Source organism: Rhizobium sp. CIAT894 (assembly GCF_000172795.2).
In the GTDB taxonomy this organism is placed as follows: Bacteria; Pseudomonadota; Alphaproteobacteria; order Rhizobiales; family Rhizobiaceae; genus Rhizobium.
In genome coordinates, this window is record NZ_CP020947.1 from 3,377,625 (window position 1) to 3,394,831 (window position 17,207).

The window sequence follows — 17,207 nt, forward strand, 5'->3', positions numbered from 1 at the left end:
GTTCGCATGTCCCTTCGCAGCGTGCTTCGCGCACAAACAGCAGATTGCCACGCCGAGGTCGACAAGCTTTTCGGCACTTTCGACCTTTCCAATAGAGAGCAGTATAAGACATTTCTGCGCGCCCATGCCCGGGTCGTGCCGGCGGCAGAAGATGCACTCGAAGAAGCAGGCATCGCCCGCCTGCTGCCCGACTGGTGGGGGCGAAGGCGCGCCCACCTGCTGCTTGCCGACCTTAGGGAACTAGGGGATCCATTGCCCCCGTGCCTAGCGCCACCGGCATTGCAATCCCAGCCGGCGCTCTGGGGCGCCCTCTATGTCCTTGAAGGCTCCAAACTCGGCGGCGCCCTGCTCGCCAAGTCCGTCCCCGGCCACCTGCCCAGCAGCTATCTCACACCGCAGGCTCCAAAGGGCGCCATGCGGATCTTCATGGACCGTCTCGATGCCGACGATGGTGACGATCCCGACGCCGCCGTTTCCGCGGCTCGCAGCGTCTTCGATCTTTTCCTCGAAGCCGGGCAGCTCGAATTGGAAGCCATCCCATGAGCGGCACGTTTGAACCCGTCGATCTCACCAATTGCGACCGCGAACCGATCCACCAACTCGGCGCAATTCAGCCTTTCGGCTTTCTTCTGGCGATATCCTCGGACTGGATCGTCACCCGCGCCTCGGCAAATCTGGGGGAGTTCCTCGGCATTGCGCCGGCGGACGCCCTCGGCCGCGCCGTTGGCTCACTGATCACGCCCGAGGCGCTCCACGCAATCCGTAACAAGCTGACCACGCTGCGCGGTTCCGACGTCGTCGAACGCATTTTCGGCATTGCACTGACATCAGGTGAGGGCAGGTTCGACGTTGCCGTGCATCTGAACGAAGGTCAGGTCATCATCGAAGGCGAGCGTGGGCAGGAAGACAGGCGCGACGCCCCTTCCCTCTCCATGCGCAGCATGATGTCCCGCCTCGACCATACGGAAACGATGGAGGCTTTCTTCCGCGAGGGCGCAAGGCAGGCGCGCGCCCTGACCGGCTTCGATCGGGTCATGGTCTATCGCTTCGACGACAGCGGTTCCGGCGAAGTGGTGGCGGAAGCCGCCCGCGCCGGCATCGGCTCGTTCCTGGGGCTTCATTATCCCGCCTCCGACATTCCGGTACAGGCCCGGGCGCTTTATCTGCGCAACCTGTTTCGTATCATTGCCGATATCGACGCCATGCCCGTGCCGATCTTGCCTGAACTCGACGAGAACGGTCGGCCGCTCGATCTTTCCATATCGGTTTTGCGTTCGGTCTCGCCGATCCATATCGAATATCTGAAAAACATGGGCGTCGGCGCATCGCTCTCCATATCGATCGTCGTCGACGGCAAGCTCTGGGGTCTGTTTGCCTGTCATCACTACGGCCCGCGCCTGCCTTCGGCCCAAAACCGCTCCACCGCCGAACTTTTCGGCCAGATGTTTGCCTCGCGCCTCGAAAGCCGCGAACGGCGGCTGGCTCTCGACTACGAGACCAAGGCCCGCCGCATCGCCGACCGGCTTCTCACCTCCGTGGTGGACAATGCCAGCCTGCTCGACGATCCGGCCTGGCTGATCGAAGCACTCGCCGACGCCATCCCTGCCGACGGCATCGGCGTCTGGATCAACGGCCGGCTGGCTCTTGCTGGCATCGCGCCGGATGAGAGAGCTTTCGCAGCTCTCGTCCGCCATCTCAACCGCAACGCCGCCGGCCGCATCTATGCCGTCGACAAGCTCACGGAAACATATCCGGATCTTGCCGTCGACGATGCCGTCGCAGGCATGCTCGCCATCCCGATCTCACGTTCGCCGCGCGATTATGTCGTGCTTTTCCGCCAGGAGCAGGTGCGCACCGTCCGCTGGGCCGGCGACCCGCAAAAGCCGGTGGATTATGGACCCAACGGCCCGCGGCTGACGCCGCGCAAGAGTTTCGAGGCCTGGTCGGAACTGGTACGCGGTCGCTCGCTGCCCTTCACCGAGGCCGAGCGCCGCGTCGCTGAAACGATCCGGGTCACGCTGATCGAGGTGGTGTTGCGCCTCACCGACGAGGCCAGCATGGCGCGCCAGACGGCAAACGAGCGTCAGGAACTGCTGATCGCCGAGCTGAACCACCGTGTGCGCAACATATTGAGCCTCATCACCGGGATCATCCGCCAATCGCAGGCAACCGCGGTCAGCGTTGGCGACTACATTCGCCAGATCGAAGGCCGCGTCCAGTCGCTCGCCCGCGCCCATGACCAGATCACGAGGGATCATTGGGCGCCTGCTTCGCTGCGGCAATTGCTGCTGGCCGAGACCGCCGCCTATCTCGGCAAAAATGCGCAGCGCATCCGGATGCATGGCGACGACGTGCTGCTGGAGCCGCAAGCCTTTTCCACCGCCGCCCTTGTGTTCCATGAGTTGATGACCAACAGCGCCAAATATGGCAGCCTTTCCGGTACGGGCAGCGGCACCGTCGAACTCGGCTGGCATCGCGACGATGAGGGCAATCTGTCCATCGGCTGGCGCGAAAAGAATGGTCCGCCCGTCGTCGAGCCCACACGCCAGGGCTTCGGTTCGACAATCATCCGCCGCTCCATCCCCTATGATCTCGGCGGCAAGGCGGAGGTCCGCTACGTCAGGGACGGGCTAGAGGCCGATTTCAACATTCCGGCTCGCTATGTCGTCGGCTCGACGAGCGAACGGTCAGATCCAATTCCGGTCGGAGCGGCTGAGCGCAACACGGCTCCCGACAATCATCAGCCGCTGCTCGGCCTGAATGTGCTGCTGGTCGAAAACAACCTGATCATCGCCATGGACGGCGAAGAGATTCTCCGCCGGCTGGGCGCCGAAGTAGCAACGGCGCCAAGTGTCGCCGAGGCGATGGAAATCCTGGCCGATCGGTCGTTCGATCTGGCGCTGCTCGATGTCAATCTCGGCGACGAGACCAGCTTCGGCATTGCCGACCGGCTGGCAGCCGAAGGCGTGCCCTTCGTTTTTGCCACGGGTTATGGGGAAGGCATCGCCCAGGCGAACAGCCATTCTGGCGCACCGGTGTTGCAGAAGCCCTATACCATGGAGGGCGTGACGGACATACTGGGCCGCATGCCGCTCCCTGAAAGGCAATAGACCTCAGGTCTCGGATCGATCCGGCCGCAGCCCGCCAATGAAGAGCTGTTCCAGAAACCGGGCCGCATCCTCGAAGCGCCCTTCGCCAGCATGCTCCTGCCCGAGCACAGCCCGCACCTGAACGTCGAAATCCGCGTAATGCTGCGTCGTCGACCAGATGGAAAAGATCAAGTGGTAGGGGTCGCACTTGACGATCTTGCCCGATTTCGCCCAGGCGCGGATGACCTCCGCCTTCTCGTCGACCAGTTCCTTCAGCGGCCCCTTCAGCTCGTCCTCGATATGCGGCGCCCCCTGCAGCACCTCATTGGCGAAGAGCCGGCTCTCACGCGGAAAATCGCGCGCCATCTCCAGCTTGCGTCTGATGTAGCTGCGGATTTCCTCCTCCGGATTGCCCTCGGCATCGAAGGCGCGCAGCGGCTCCAGCCAGGTGTAGAGCACCCGGTCGATCAGCGCCCGGTGCATGGCTTCCTTCGTGCGGAAATAATAAAGCAGATTGGGTTTCGACATGCCGGCGACCTCGGCGATCTGGTCGATGGTCGAGCCGCGGAAGCCGCTTGCTGAAAACACGTCGAGCGCCGCCTCCAGGATCTGCTCTTCCTTCTCCTCCTGGATTCGCGTCCGCCTTAAGGTTTTCGCTGCTCTCGGTATGGTCACAGGCTGTCGTTTCCCCTTGAAATTCAACTTCTTCGCTCAAGCTTTAGCGGAGAAAGACCCCTGCCGTTTTCTTGAGCAACTGCCCGCATTTTTATCGGCAATTTTCGTGATTTTCGTCTTGAGCCCGGCGGTGGAAGTTGTAATGTTTACCAATCGGTCAAATATCCGTCAGATGAAAAACAAAGGCAACTGGCGATTTTCCGGCGCTCGACAAAACCAATAAGAGGCGCGGGAATGGACCACGGGAACAGGCGGGCATGCCCCTTGCATGACTGCCGCAAACAGGTGAGGGCATAAAAAATGGTGGCAGCACCAGGCGAGAACATGCGCGTCAATGGCGACCGTCTCTGGGACAGTCTCAGGGACATGGCCAAGATCGGCCCCGGCATTGCCGGCGGCAACAATCGCCAGACGCTGACGGATTCGGACGCCGAAGGCCGCAGTCTTTTCAAGACATGGTGCGACGAAGCCGGCTTGACGATGGGCATCGACCAAATGGGCACGATGTTCGCCACCCGCCCCGGCACCGATCCCGATGCCCTGCCGGTCTATGTCGGCTCACACCTCGACACCCAGCCGACCGGCGGCAAATATGATGGTGTTCTCGGTGTGCTTTCGGCGCTCGAAGTCGTGCGCACGATGAACGACCTCGGCATCAGGACAAAGCATCCGATTGTCGTCACCAACTGGACGAACGAGGAAGGCGCGCGTTTTGCCCCAGCCATGCTGGCCTCGGGCGTCTTCGCCGGCGTGCACAGCCTGGACTTCGCCTATAACCGCAGGGACCCCGAAGGCAATCTCTTCGGCGACGAACTGAAGCGCATCGGCTGGGTCGGCGACGAAGAGGTCGGCGCCCGCAAGATGCATGCCTATTTCGAATACCACATCGAACAGGGCCCGATCCTCGAAGCCGAAGACAAGCAGATCGGCGTCGTCACCCACTGTCAGGGCCTGTGGTGGCTGGAATTCACGCTCACCGGCAAGGAGGCCCATACCGGCTCGACGCCGATGAACATGCGCGTCAATGCCGGCCTTGCCATGGCGCGCATCCTGGAGATGGTTCAAGGTGTCGCGATGGGCGAGCAGCCGGGCGCCGTCGGTGGCGTCGGCCAGGTCTTCTTCTCGCCGAACTCCCGCAACGTGCTGCCGGGCAAGGTCGTCTTCACCGTCGACATCCGCTCGCCCGACAAGGCCAAGCTCGACCGCATGCGGGCGAAGATCGAGGCCGAGGCCCCTGGCATCTGCGACGCGCTGGGCGTCGGCTGTTCCATCGAGGCGATCGGCCATTTCGCGCCGGTTACCTTCGACGAAAAGCTGGTCACCTCGGTCCGCTCCGCCGCCGAACGCCTCGGCTACTCCCACATGAACCTCATCTCCGGCGCCGGCCACGACGCCTGCTGGGCCGCCAAGGTCGCGCCTGCCACCATGGTCATGTGCCCGTGCGTGGGTGGACTTTCGCACAACGAGGCGGAGGAGATTTCCAAGGAATGGGCGACGGCGGGCGCCGACGTGTTGTTCCATGCGGTGGTCGAGACGGCGGAGATTGTCACCGAATGAACCTTCGGCCGCCGTATCTCGCTTGTGCAGTCTTCGCTTGGACTGCATTAGTGGGTGCACCTGACGTCTTTGGCGCAACGAACAATGATGCGGATGTAAGACAGCTTAGTAATGTGGAAGAAAATCAGGAAGTTCACATTACGCCAGCTGACTTTTGTACACGCAACCAAACATTGGAGCTGATGATAGCCAACCCGGTGTTGCCGGACTCAAGATCATTGACACCAGCCACAATCACGCGTGAAGGCGACTCTGTTACAGTTATTCTTCAGGACAATAGCGACGTATGGAACACGAGGGATGCCGTTCAGAAATTGAACTTGTTCATTATCGAAAGCCTAAACCGGGATTGTCGCACGTTACAAACGTGGAAAGTCAAAGGTATAACACTGAGAGGCCTTCACATCATTAAGCGTCCTGATGGTCAACCAGATTTCGACTTTAGGAAGGACTAGGATTATGAGTACCACTGTCATCAAGAACGGCACCATCGTCACGGCCGACCTCACCTACAAGGCTGACGTCAAGATCGACGGCGGCAAGATCGTCGAGATCGGCCCGAACCTCTCGGGCGACGAGACGCTCGACGCCTCGGGCTGCTATGTCATGCCTGGCGGCATTGACCCGCACACCCATCTCGAAATGCCCTTCATGGGCACCTATTCCTCCGACGATTTCGAGAGCGGCACGCGCGCGGCGCTTTCCGGCGGCACGACCATGGTCGTCGATTTCGCCCTGCCTGCCCCCGGCCAGTCGCTGCTTGAGGCGCTGACCATGTGGGACAACAAGTCGACGCGGGCCAATTGCGATTATTCCTTCCACATGGCTGTCACCTGGTGGAGCGAGCAGGTCTTCAAGGAGATGGAGACCATCGTCCGCGACAAGGGCATCAACACCTTCAAGCATTTCATGGCCTACAAGGGCGCGCTGATGGTGGACGATGACGAGATGTTCGCCTCCTTCCAGCGCTGCGCCGAACTCGGCGCCCTGCCGCTGGTGCACGCCGAAAACGGCGATGTCGTCGCCTCGATGTCGGCAAAGCTGCTGGCCGAGGGCAATAATGGTCCCGAGGCGCATGCCTATTCCCGCCCCGCCGAGGTCGAGGGCGAGGCCACGAACCGTGCGATCATGATCGCCGACATGGCCGGCTGCCCTGTCTATATCGTCCATACTTCCTGCGAGCAGGCGCATGAAGCGATCCGCCGCGCCCGCGCCAAGGGCATGCGCGTCTACGGCGAACCCCTGATCCAGCACCTGACGCTCGACGAGAGCGAATATTCCAATCCCGACTGGGATCATGCCGCCCGCCGCGTGATGTCGCCGCCCTTCCGCAACAAACAGCATCAGGACTCACTCTGGGCCGGCCTTGCCTCCGGCTCGCTGCAGGTGGTCGCCACGGACCATTGCGCCTTCACCACGGCGCAGAAGCGTTTCGGCGTCGGCGATTTCACCAAGATCCCCAACGGCACCGGCGGCCTCGAAGACCGCATGCCGATGCTCTGGACCCGCGGCGTCAATACCGGCCGGCTGACGATGAACGAGTTCGTCGCCGTCACCTCGACCAACATCGCCAAGATCCTCAACATCTATCCGAAGAAGGGCGCGATCCTCGTCGGCGCCGATGCCGATATCGTCGTCTGGGATCCGAAGCGGTCAAAAACCATCTCGTCCAAGAGCCAGCAGTCGGCGATCGACTACAACGTCTTCGAAGGCAAGGAAGTGACCGGCCTGCCGCGCTACACGCTGACGCGCGGCGTCGTTGCCATCGAGGAAAGCACGGTCAAGACCCGCGAGGGCCACGGCGAATTCGTCCGGCGCGAACCGGTAACTGCCGTCAGCAAGGCTCTGTCCACCTGGAAGGAGATCACCTCTCCGCGCAAGGTGGAACGCAGCGGCATCCCGGCAACAGGCGTGTGACATGGCGCGTTACGATACCGCCATCAACCGGGGAACGACGCCTCCATGCGGATGACCTCACGCCGGCACCAGCGCATCCAGCTCCGGCAGAAGCACGACGCTTTCCTGCTCGTTCGGGTCGGTGCGGGCGATGACCGCTGTGCACGGCGTGCTGCTGAGGTTTGCCGGCACATGCGGCACGCCAGCCGGGATATAGAACAGTTCGCCGGCATGGACGACGACATGATGCTCCAGTCGGTCGCCATACCAGGTGTGGGCCTCGCCGGAGAGCATATAGATCGCCGTCTCATGCGAGACGTGCAGATGCGCCCTGGCACGCACGCCGGGCGGGATCGTCAAAAGGTGCATGCAGATACCCTTGGCGCCGACCGTCTCGGCCGCTATTCCCTCGAAATAGCTGAGCCCCTGCTTGCCGCCATAGGCGTGGTTGGGACGAACGATGTGGCAGGTGGGTTGTGATGTTGCGTCCATTCTCTTCCTCCATGAAATGTGCCGCCGGCAGGGCCTGCGGCGATGGTAACACGCAAACCGCCTCCCCGCGGCGAAAACAAGAACGGTCGCATTGATGCAAGCACCCTCCGTCGTATCCGCCAAGGATCTCTGTCTCACCTACCAGGCGAATGACGGCCCGGTGAATGCGCTGAGCGATGTCAATCTCGATGTCCGCAAGGGCGATTTCGTCTCGTTCATCGGCCCTTCGGGCTGCGGCAAGACGACCTTCCTGCGCGTCATCGCCGATCTCGAAAAGAGCACCTCGGGCGAAATCTCGATCAACGGCATGACGCCGGAGGAAGCCCGAAAGGCCCGTGCCTACGGCTATGTGTTTCAGGCCCCGGCGCTCCTGCCCTGGCGGGTCATCGAAGACAATATCGCCCTGCCGCTGGAGATTATGGGTTATCGCGGCGCTGATCGCACGCGGCGGATCGCCGAAGCGCTCGATCTGGTCGGCCTCTCCGGCTTCGAGAAGAAATTCCCCTGGCAGCTTTCCGGCGGCATGCAGCAGCGGGCCTCGATCGCCCGCGCGCTCGCCTTCGACGCCGACCTGCTGCTGATGGACGAACCTTTTGGCGCGCTCGATGAGATCGTCCGCGATCATCTGAACGAGGAGCTGCTGAAACTCTGGGCCCGCACCAACAAGACGATCTGCTTCGTCACCCACTCCATCCCCGAGGCGGTCTACCTCTCGACCAAGATCGTGGTGATGTCGCCGCGCCCGGGCCGCGTCACCGACGTGATCGACTCGACGCTGCCGGCCGAACGCCCGCTCGACATCCGCGACACCCCGGAGTTTCTGGAGATCGCCCATCGCGTTCGCGAGGGGCTGAGGACGGGGCATAGCCATGAGGTTTAGGCGCGAGTTGTTGGAAAAGACCCCTCCCCAACCCCTCCCCACAAGGGGGAGGGGCAAACCGGCGGCATTCGCCGAGTTCTCCAACAACCGGCCCAACAGAGTATCAAGGCCCGCGGCGGGTTCGGCGTTAAAGCCCCTCCCCCTTGTGGGGAGGGGTTGGGGAGGGGTTTAAATGCCACATTCAAACATCACCCCCAAAACCCGCGACACGGCAAAGCGCCTTCGCCGTGAATTGACGAAAGCCGAAGCTGCCATGTGGGATATGCTTCGCGATCTCAGGCCCTATGGCGCCAGATTCAGGCGCGAGACACCGATCGGTCCTTATATTGCTGATTTTGCCTGGCTGTCGGCGCGGCTCATCGTCGAAGTCGACGGCGACAGCCACGAGACCACTGCTGGCCGTCGGCATGATCTTGTCCGGGACGCGTTCCTGCGCAATGAAGGATTCAACGTGCTTCGCTTCGACAACGCTCAGGTGCTTGATGGACCCGACTACGTGTTTCTGACTATCGAAAAGCACGCCGCTCCGTTTTTGAAGGAGCGCGCAGCGTGAAACCCGACACCTTCAAAGACAAGATCCTCCCCGTCACCGCGATCCTGCTCGCCCTCGTCGCCATCTGGTATGTCGCCGCCGTGCTGATGAACGCGCCGTTCCAGCGCGACATGGACAGTCGCGCCGGCATCACCCCCACCACGATGGAATTCATCAGCAAGACGCTGGCGCAGCCGAAGCCGATCCTGCCGGCGCCGCATCAGGTGGCGCAGAACGTCTATGAGAACACCGTCCTGCGCAGCCTTTCGAGCAATCGCAGCCTCGTCTATCACAGCTGGGTGACGCTCTCCTCCACCCTGCTCGGCTTCGGCTTCGGCATGCTGCTCGGCATTCTTCTTGCGGTGCTGATCGTGCACAACCGCGCCATGGACCGCTCGCTGATGCCCTGGCTGGTGGCGAGCCAGACCATACCGATCCTCGCCATCGCGCCGATGATCGTCATCATCTCCTACAATGTGCTGACCGGCGACAACGCGATTGCCCATCTTCTGAATCTCGATTCCGACGCCTCCCGTCTCGTCTCCAAGGCGCTGATCTCCACCTACCTCTCCTTTTTCCCTGTCGCCGTCGGCATGGTGAAGGGGTTGCGTTCGCCCGAGATCATGCATCTCGACCTGATGCGCACCTATTACGCCAGCCCGACGCAGACTTTCTGGAAGCTGCGTGTTCCGGCCTCGATCCCCTTCCTCTTCACCTCGATGAAGGTCGCGATCGCTGCCAGTCTCGTCGGCGCCATCGTCGGCGAACTGCCGACAGGCGCCGTTGCCGGCATCGGCTCCAAGCTGCTCGCCGGCTCCTATTACAGCCAGACCATCGATATCTGGGCAGCGCTCGTCGCCGGATCGCTGCTGGCGGGCATCCTGGTTGCGATCGTCGGCATTGCAGCAAAGATCGTCGACCGCGCCATGGGCGGGAGGCCGGCATGAGACATCTGAACTTCTCGTGGCAGGCTGTCGTCGCCCTTCTCCTCTGTATCGCGGCGCTGACGAGCCTTCCGCTTTTCGCCGAGGGTGCCGCACGCCCCTTAGGCGACGGCACGACGAGCCTGGTCTTCATCATCATCGCCGCGGCCGCTCTCCTGTCTTTTGCGCCGCAGCCGCCGGCCTACCGCGCCACCGTACTGTTCATCGGGGCACATGGCGCCGCCTGGATGCTGCTGTCGGCTCTTTCCGGCAATGAGGGAACGGCGACGCGAGCCTTCTTCCTGCTGCTCTTTTCCTGCTGGCTGCTGGCCTGGCGATGCGTCACCGAGCTGTCGAAACTGCAGCCCCTCACCACGTTCGGCAAATCGACACTTCAACTGCTGATCCCGGCGATCTTCGGCGCCTGGATCCTCATCCTCTGGGAGGCGGTCACGCGCGGCGGCGGCATTCCCTTCATCATCCTGCCGCCGCCGAGCGCCATCGGTCAGCGTATCATGGCCTCGCTGCCGATCCTCGGTGCAGACGTCAGGCAGACGATCTTCAAGGCGGTGCTGATCGGTTATATCGTCGGCTGCCTCGCCGGCTTCGCCGTCGCGGTGCTGGCCGATCGTATCGCTTTCCTGCGCCGCGGGCTGTTGCCGATCGGCAATATGGTATCGGCCCTGCCGATCATCGGCGTCGCCCCGGTCATGGTCATGTGGTTCGGCTTCGACTGGCCGTCGAAGGCCGCCGTCGTCATCATCATGACCTTCTTCCCCATGCTGGTGAACACCGTCGCCGGCCTTGCCGCCTCCGGCAGCATGGAACGCGACCTGATGCGCACCTATGCCTCGAGCGATTGGCAGACGCTGCTCAAGCTCAAGCTGCCGGCGGCCATGCCCTTCATTTTCAACGCACTGAAGATCAACTCGACGCTGGCGCTGATTGGTGCCATCGTTGCCGAATTCTTCGGAACGCCGATCGTCGGCATGGGCTTCCGTATCTCCACCGAGATCGGCCGCATGAATGTCGACATGGTCTGGGCGGAAATCGCTGTCGCGGCTCTGGCCGGCTCGATCTTTTATGGCATCATCGCCCTGGCCGAACGGGCGGTGACGTTCTGGCATCCGTCTATCCGTGGTGGCTAGGCGCGCACGGGCTTCGCAAATGGGGTCCGGGCATAACTTCAGAGGGTAAGGACAAGAAAATGAAAAAGTTGATGGTTGCAATGATGGCGAGCGCAATGTCGCTTGCAGCAGCCCATGCGATGGCCGCCGACAAGGTCGTGCTGCAGCTGAAATGGGTCACGCAGAGCCAGTTCGGCGGTTATTATGTCGCCAAGGACAAGGGTTTCTACAAGGAAGAAGGCCTCGACGTCGATATCAAGCCGGGCGGCCCCGACATCGCCCCCGAGCAGGTGATCGCCGGCGGCGGCGCCGATGTCATCGTCGACTGGATGGGCGGCGCGCTTGTTGCCCGCGAAAAGGGCGTCCCGCTTGTCAACATCGCCCAGCCCTACCAGAAGTCCGGCCTGGAAATGATCTGCCGTAAGGATGGCCCGGTGAAGACCGAAGCCGATTTCAAGGGCCATACGCTCGGCGTCTGGTTCTTCGGCAACGAGTATCCCTTCTTCGCCTGGATGAACAAGCTCGGCCTGTCCACAGAAGGCGGTGCGAACGGCGTCACAGTCTTGAAGCAGAGCTTCGACGTACAGCCGCTCGTCCAGAAGCAGGCCGATTGCATCTCGGTGATGACCTATAATGAATACTGGCAGGCGATCGACGCCGGCTTCAAGCCGGAGGAACTGACGGTCTTCAACTATACGCAAATGGGCAACGATCTTCTCGAAGACGGCCTCTATGCGATGGAAGACAAGCTGAAGGACCCGGCCTTCAAGGAGAAGATGGTCAAGTTTGTCCGCGCCTCGATGAAGGGCTGGAAATATGCGACCGAGAATCCGGATGAGGCTGCCGAGATCGTCATGGACAATGGCGGCCAGGACGAGAACCATCAGAAGCGCATGATGGGCGAAGTCGCTAAACTGGTTGGCGACGGCTCCGGCAAACTCGACGAGGCGCTTTATGCCCGCACGGCAAAGGCGCTGCTTGACCAGAAGATCATCAGCAAAGAGCCCTCGGGCGCCTGGACGCACGACGTTACCGACGCGGCGGTCAAGTAATCGCCGCGATACGCCAAAACCGAAACGCGCGGGAGATTTTCCGCGCGTTTCTTTTTGTCGAAAAAAATGCCTTGCAACTGTCGCATTTATCCGGCGTCAAACGTCATTGGGGTAGAAGCGCGATCAATCATCGTCATGTTCGCATAACCTTGCGGTGATTGATTCAGGTTCTGATGGTAATTATTATCGGCTCATGGGGAATTGTTTTCTGCCGGGCTTGCATATCGAGCAAATCGATACCAACTAGAAGCCGATTTGCCGACGAGGGATGACGGCAAATGATGTGTGGATACCCTTGAGAATGCAGCAAAGGCAGTGGCCTGGTCGCGAGCTGAAGGACAGACGCGCGAGTTCGGCTAAGCTTGTTACAAGATTGGACGAAGACGCATGGCACGCAAGCCGATTGGAATTCTAGGCGCATCCACCCTTTTTGCAGCGCTGCTGCTGGCTGCATCTACCGCATTGTCGCAGGAAGCGCCTGTTGTAAAACCGCAGCAGAACCTGCCGGCGATCGTCGTCACCACGGCTGTCAATCGCACCCTCGTCGACCGTGTCATCGGTACGGGAACGGTCAAACCCGTCGAGGAAGTCTATATCCAGCCGCAGGTGGAGGGCCTGTCGATCCGTACGCTGAAAGCCGATATCGGCGACAAGGTTCAGGCGGAAAGCACGCTGGCGACGCTCAACGATGATGCGCTGGTCCTGGAGAAAAGCCAGATGATGGCGACGAAGGCCAAGGGCGAGGCAAGCCTCGCCCAGCTGCGCGCCCAGCTCATCGAAGCCCAGGCCAATGCCGAACAGGCAAGGCAGCAGCAGGCCCGCTCCCAGGAAATGGGCAAGAAGGGTACCGTTTCCACCGCCCAGGTCGAACAGGCCGATGCGACAGCCGCCGCCGCCAATGCCCGCGTCGTCTCTGCCGAACAGGCGATCGAGGTCGCCGAAGCCGATCTCAAGGTCTTCGACAGCCAGATCGCCGATGCCGATCTGAAACTTGCCCGCACTGATGTGAAGACCCCGGTTGCCGGTACGATCGCGGCAAAGAACGCCAAGGTCGGCGCCATTGCCGCCGGCAACGGCGATCCGCTGTTCACCATCATCCGCGACGGCGATATCGAGCTCGTGGCCGAGGTCGCGGAAAGCGACATCGTCAGGATCATGGCCGGCCAGAAGGCGACGATTTCACTTTCCGGCAGCCGTGAGAAACTTTCCGGTGCCGTGCGCCTGGTTTCGCCGACTGTCGATGCCAGCACCCGCCTCGGCCTGGTGCATATCTCGATCGACGATGACAGCAAGGCGCGTTCCGGCATGTATGGCAGCGCCGAGATCATCGTGCGCGAGACGGACGGCGTATCGCTTCCCCTGACCGCGGTGCTGACCGGCAATGAAGGCTCTTCGGCCCGCAAGGTCGAGGATGGCGTGGTGAAATTTGCCAAGATCGAGACCGGCATCCAGGACGGCGCCTATGTCGAGATCGTCAAGGGATTGAAGAGCGGCGACGAGGTCGTGGCCAAGGCGGGCGCCTATGTCCGTGACGGCGACCACATCACGCCGGTGCGTGAACAGCCCTCCGCTTCCAACTAAAGAGACCATCCGATGAATTTTTCAGCCTGGTCCATTCGAAATCCGATCGCGCCGCTGCTGGCCTTCTGCCTGCTGATCTTCATCGGCATTCAGTCCTTCAACAAGCTGCCGATCACCCGCTTCCCGAACATCGACGTGCCGCTCGTCTCGATCAGCGTGACGCAGAGCGGCGCTTCGCCGGCCGAGCTCGAAATGCAGGTAACGAAGGAGATCGAAGATGCGATCGCCTCCATCACCGGCATCGACGAAATCCAGTCGACGGTGACCGACGGCAGCTCGCAGACCAACGTCATGTTCCGGATGGAAGTGCCGACGGAACAGGCCGTGCAGGACGTCAAGGATGCGATCGACCGCATTCGCAGCGATCTGCCGGCAACGGCCGAAGCACCAATTGTCACCAAGGTCGATGTCGAGGGCCAGGCGATCCAGACCTTCGCCGTTTCCTCGCCTGATATGTCGCTGGAAGAACTCTCCTGGTTCGTCGACGATACGATCAAGCGCGCGCTGCAGGGCCAGGCGGGCATCGGTCGCGTCGATCGCTACGGCGGCGCGGAGCGCGAAGTGCGCATCGAGCTCACTCCTGCCAAGCTCGATGCTCATGGCATCACCGCCGCAAGCGTCAACCAGCAGCTGCGCGGCACCAACGTCGATCTCGGCTCCGGCCGCGGCCAGGTGGCGGGAAGCGAACAGGCGATCCGCGTTCTCGGCGATGCCCGTAATGTCGCCGAACTCGCCGACACGACGATCGCGCTGCCGAACGGCCGTTTCGTCAAGCTGTCGGACCTCGGCGTCATCAAGGACACCTATGAGGAGCCGAAATCCTTCTCGCGCTTCAACGATACGCCTGTTGTCACCTTCGGCGTCTTCCGCTCGAAGGGCGCCAGCGAAGTCAGCGTCGCCGAAACCGTGGCGCAGAGCCTCGACAAGGTGAGGGGCGAAAACCCGAATGTGAAGATCGAGATGATCGACGATTCGGTGTATTTCACCTACGGCAACTACGAAGCCGCCATCCACACGCTGCTCGAAGGGGCGCTGCTTGCCGTCATCGTCGTCCTGCTCTTCCTCCGGAACTGGCGTGCGACGCTGATTTCGGCCATCGCCCTGCCGCTCTCCGCGATCCCGACTTTCTGGGTCATGGACATGATGGGCTTCTCGCTGAACCTCGTCAGCTTCCTTGCCTTGACGCTGGCGACCGGCATCCTCGTCGACGATGCCATCGTCGAAATCGAGAACATCGCCCGCCACATCAAGATGGGCAAGACGCCCTATCGCGCGGCGATCGAGGCGGCGGATGAAATCGGCCTCGCGGTCATCGCAACCACCTTCACGATCATCGCCGTCTTCGTGCCGGTTTCCTTCATGCCGGGCATTCCCGGCCAATATTTCATCCAGTTCGGCCTGACCGTCGCCTTCTCCGTCTTCTTCTCGCTGATGGTCGCCCGTCTCATCACCCCGATGATGGCCGCCTATCTCATGCGCGCCGAAGACGGCATGGAAGACCATCACGACAATGATAGTTTGCTGATGAAGGGCTATACCCGCCTGATACGCGGCACGACCGGGCACAAATATTCGCGATATCTGACCTTGCTTGCGGCAATTGGCTTCCTGGTTGGCTCGGTTTTCCTGCTGATGAAGGTCCCGGGCAGCTTCCTGCCGCCGGAAGATGCCTCGCGCATCGTGCTCTCCGTCGAACTGCCGCCCAATGCACGCCTTGACGACACCGAGAAGACGACTGATGCGATCTATGACAGGGTCAAGGATATCAACGGCGTCGAAAGCGTCTTCGTTCTTGGCGGCGCATCGCCGAAGGGCGAACTCGAACTGCGCCGCGCGACCATCACGCTCGCGCTCGGCAAGCTCGACCAGTCGCTGGTCAAGAAGGTGGTCAACGACGTGCTTGGCCACATCCCCCTCATCGGCCCGATGTTACCGAAGGTGGAAGTCCACGGCCGTGAACGTCCGCAATGGGCCATTGAAAAGGAAGTCTTCGCCAAGCTGCGCGATATTCCCGACGTCCATATCCTCAAGCTCAACGATCGCGGCGAACGCGACCTCTCCTTCAATTTCCTCTCCAAGAACGAGAAGGACCTGAACGACGCCGTCGGCATCCTGGAATCCAAGCTTCGCGCCGACCCGCTGCTCGCCAATGTCAGCGCCGACGGCGCCCTGCCGCGCCCGGAACTGCAGGTCTATCCGCGTAAAGACGAGGCCGCCCGCCTCGGCATCACGCCGCAGCAGATTTCCGAGACGATCCGCGTTGCCACCATCGGCGATGTCGATGCGGCCCTTGCCAAGATCTCGCTCGACGATCGCCAGATCCCGATCCGGGTGCAGGCCGCGCTCGACATGCGCCGCGACCTCGCGGCCATCCGGGCATTGAAGATCCAGACGGCCAGCGGCGGCACCGTTCCGCTCGCAAGCGTCGCCAATATCGATTATTCGGAAGGCGTAAGCTCGATCAAGCGCAACAACCGCAACCGCGTCGTCTCGATCGGCTCCGACCTGCCGCAGGGCGTGGCGCTCGACACGGCCTCGGCCCGCTTCCGCGAGATCGTCAAGGCGGCCAACATCCCGGCCTCCGTGCACCTTGCGGAAAGCGGCGATACCAAGGTGCAGACCGAGATGCAGCAGAGCTTCGTCAACGCCATGTTGATGGGTCTTCTGCTGGTGCTGACGGTGCTGATCCTCCTTTTCAAGGACGTGATCCAGCCCTTCACCATCCTGTTCTCGCTGCCGCTCGCCATCGGTGGCGTCGCGGCGGCTTTGATCATCACCAGCAATCCGCTGTCCATGCCCGTCATGATCGGCATCCTGATGCTGATGGGTATCGTCACCAAGAACGCCATCCTGCTCGTCGATTTTGCGATCGAGATGCGCCACCAAGGCATGGACCGTGTCGAGGCCATGGTTGAAGCCGGCCGCAAGCGCGCCCGGCCGATCATCATGACTTCGATCGCCATGTCCGCCGGCATGCTGCCATCGGCGCTCGGTGTCGGCGAAGGCGGCTCGTTCCGCGCCCCGATGGCAATCGCGGTGATCGGCGGCATCATCGTCTCGACGGTGCTCTCGCTCGTCGTCGTGCCATCCTTCTTCCTGATCATGGACGATCTGTCCCGCCTGCTCGGCTGGATGTTCGGCCGCCTCGTCGGCAGGAAGGACGAGGAGGAGCTGCCGCTGTCACGCGAGGATCTCACCCGCGTTACCCGCGAGAACCGCAGCGATATCGACTCGCTGGACGAGCGCCTCACCGCGATCGAAAAGCCGGAAAGCAAGCGCAAGAGCGCCAGCGACACCAATGTGCTGCGCCTGCCGCCCTTTGCAGCGGAGTGAGTAAAGCCTCAGGAAACAAAACGGGCCGGGAGCGATCTCCCGGCCCGTTTTTGTTTGGCCATCCTCGCCG

General features: G+C 61.8%; 15 protein-coding genes. 13 read left to right on the forward strand and 2 right to left on the reverse strand.

Annotation, left to right across the window (positions count from 1 at the left end; all coding sequences use genetic code 11):
• Positions 1–6: 6 nt before the first annotated feature.
• Positions 7–543 carry a biliverdin-producing heme oxygenase gene (locus tag RHEC894_RS16800; RefSeq protein ID WP_085739024.1) on the forward strand — a complete coding sequence of 179 codons (537 nt, stop codon included), beginning with the start codon at positions 7–9 and terminating at the stop codon, positions 541–543.
• A complete protein-coding gene (locus RHEC894_RS16805) occupies positions 540–3,110 on the forward strand; it encodes an HWE histidine kinase domain-containing protein (protein WP_085738117.1) in 2,571 nt (856 codons plus the stop codon). The genes RHEC894_RS16800 and RHEC894_RS16805 overlap by 4 nt, the downstream gene beginning before the upstream one ends.
• Before the next feature lie 3 nt (positions 3,111–3,113).
• Here the strand turns inward: RHEC894_RS16805 and RHEC894_RS16810 are convergent, their stop codons facing one another.
• The gene (locus tag RHEC894_RS16810; RefSeq protein WP_085738118.1) at positions 3,114–3,791 is read right to left on the reverse strand and encodes a TetR family transcriptional regulator C-terminal domain-containing protein; all 678 of its coding nucleotides are present in this window, start codon (positions 3,789–3,791) and stop codon (positions 3,114–3,116) included.
• Here RHEC894_RS16810 and RHEC894_RS32490 point away from each other — a divergent pair.
• From RHEC894_RS32490 to hydA, 4 genes are all read left to right on the forward strand, one after another.
• A complete protein-coding gene (locus RHEC894_RS32490) occupies positions 3,781–3,987 on the forward strand; it encodes a hypothetical protein (RefSeq protein ID WP_125460972.1) in 207 nt (68 codons plus the stop codon). The two genes, RHEC894_RS16810 and RHEC894_RS32490, sit on opposite strands and share 11 nt — an antisense overlap.
• 77 nt (positions 3,988–4,064) lie before the next feature.
• Complete coding sequence (locus RHEC894_RS16815) at positions 4,065–5,321, forward strand: Zn-dependent hydrolase (RefSeq protein ID WP_085738119.1); 1,257 nt, start codon at positions 4,065–4,067, stop codon at positions 5,319–5,321.
• Positions 5,318–5,776, forward strand: a complete 459-nt coding sequence (locus RHEC894_RS16820; protein WP_010068501.1) for a hypothetical protein — start codon at positions 5,318–5,320, stop codon at positions 5,774–5,776. Before RHEC894_RS16815 ends, RHEC894_RS16820 begins: the two co-directional genes overlap by 4 nt.
• 4 nt (positions 5,777–5,780) lie before the next feature.
• Positions 5,781–7,238: a dihydropyrimidinase gene (gene hydA / locus RHEC894_RS16825; RefSeq protein ID WP_085738120.1), complete on the forward strand. Its 1,458-nt coding sequence runs from the start codon at positions 5,781–5,783 to the stop codon at positions 7,236–7,238.
• 57 nt (positions 7,239–7,295) lie between these two features.
• Here the strand turns inward: hydA and RHEC894_RS16830 are convergent, their stop codons facing one another.
• Positions 7,296–7,709, reverse strand: a complete 414-nt coding sequence (locus RHEC894_RS16830) for a cupin domain-containing protein (RefSeq protein WP_085738121.1) — start codon at positions 7,707–7,709, stop codon at positions 7,296–7,298.
• Positions 7,710–7,803: 94 nt separating this feature from the next.
• On the opposite strand from RHEC894_RS16830, the gene RHEC894_RS16835 reads away from it, so the two are divergent.
• The 7 genes from RHEC894_RS16835 to RHEC894_RS16865 all read left to right on the forward strand — a co-directional run bounded on the left by RHEC894_RS16835 (position 7,804) and on the right by RHEC894_RS16865 (position 17,137).
• A complete protein-coding gene (locus RHEC894_RS16835) occupies positions 7,804–8,589 on the forward strand; it encodes an ABC transporter ATP-binding protein (RefSeq protein WP_004673032.1) in 786 nt (261 codons plus the stop codon).
• Between the two features lie 172 nt (positions 8,590–8,761).
• Entirely contained in the window at positions 8,762–9,142 is a 381-nt protein-coding gene (locus tag RHEC894_RS16840; protein ID WP_085738122.1) for a DUF559 domain-containing protein, read from the forward strand.
• Entirely contained in the window at positions 9,139–10,068 is a 930-nt protein-coding gene (locus tag RHEC894_RS16845; RefSeq protein WP_085738123.1) for an ABC transporter permease, read from the forward strand. The genes RHEC894_RS16840 and RHEC894_RS16845 overlap by 4 nt, the downstream gene beginning before the upstream one ends.
• Entirely contained in the window at positions 10,065–11,192 is a 1,128-nt protein-coding gene (locus tag RHEC894_RS16850; RefSeq protein ID WP_085738124.1) for an ABC transporter permease, read from the forward strand. The genes RHEC894_RS16845 and RHEC894_RS16850 overlap by 4 nt, the downstream gene beginning before the upstream one ends.
• A 59-nt stretch (positions 11,193–11,251) precedes the next feature.
• The gene (locus RHEC894_RS16855; protein WP_085738125.1) at positions 11,252–12,223 is read left to right on the forward strand and encodes an ABC transporter substrate-binding protein; all 972 of its coding nucleotides are present in this window, start codon (positions 11,252–11,254) and stop codon (positions 12,221–12,223) included.
• A gap of 387 nt (positions 12,224–12,610) precedes the next feature.
• Complete coding sequence (locus RHEC894_RS16860; RefSeq protein WP_085738126.1) at positions 12,611–13,804, forward strand: efflux RND transporter periplasmic adaptor subunit; 1,194 nt, start codon at positions 12,611–12,613, stop codon at positions 13,802–13,804.
• A gap of 12 nt (positions 13,805–13,816) precedes the next feature.
• Positions 13,817–17,137 (forward strand): efflux RND transporter permease subunit, encoded by a 3,321-nt coding sequence (locus tag RHEC894_RS16865; protein WP_085738127.1) that lies wholly within the window; start codon positions 13,817–13,819, stop codon positions 17,135–17,137.
• Positions 17,138–17,207: the final 70 nt, after the last annotated feature.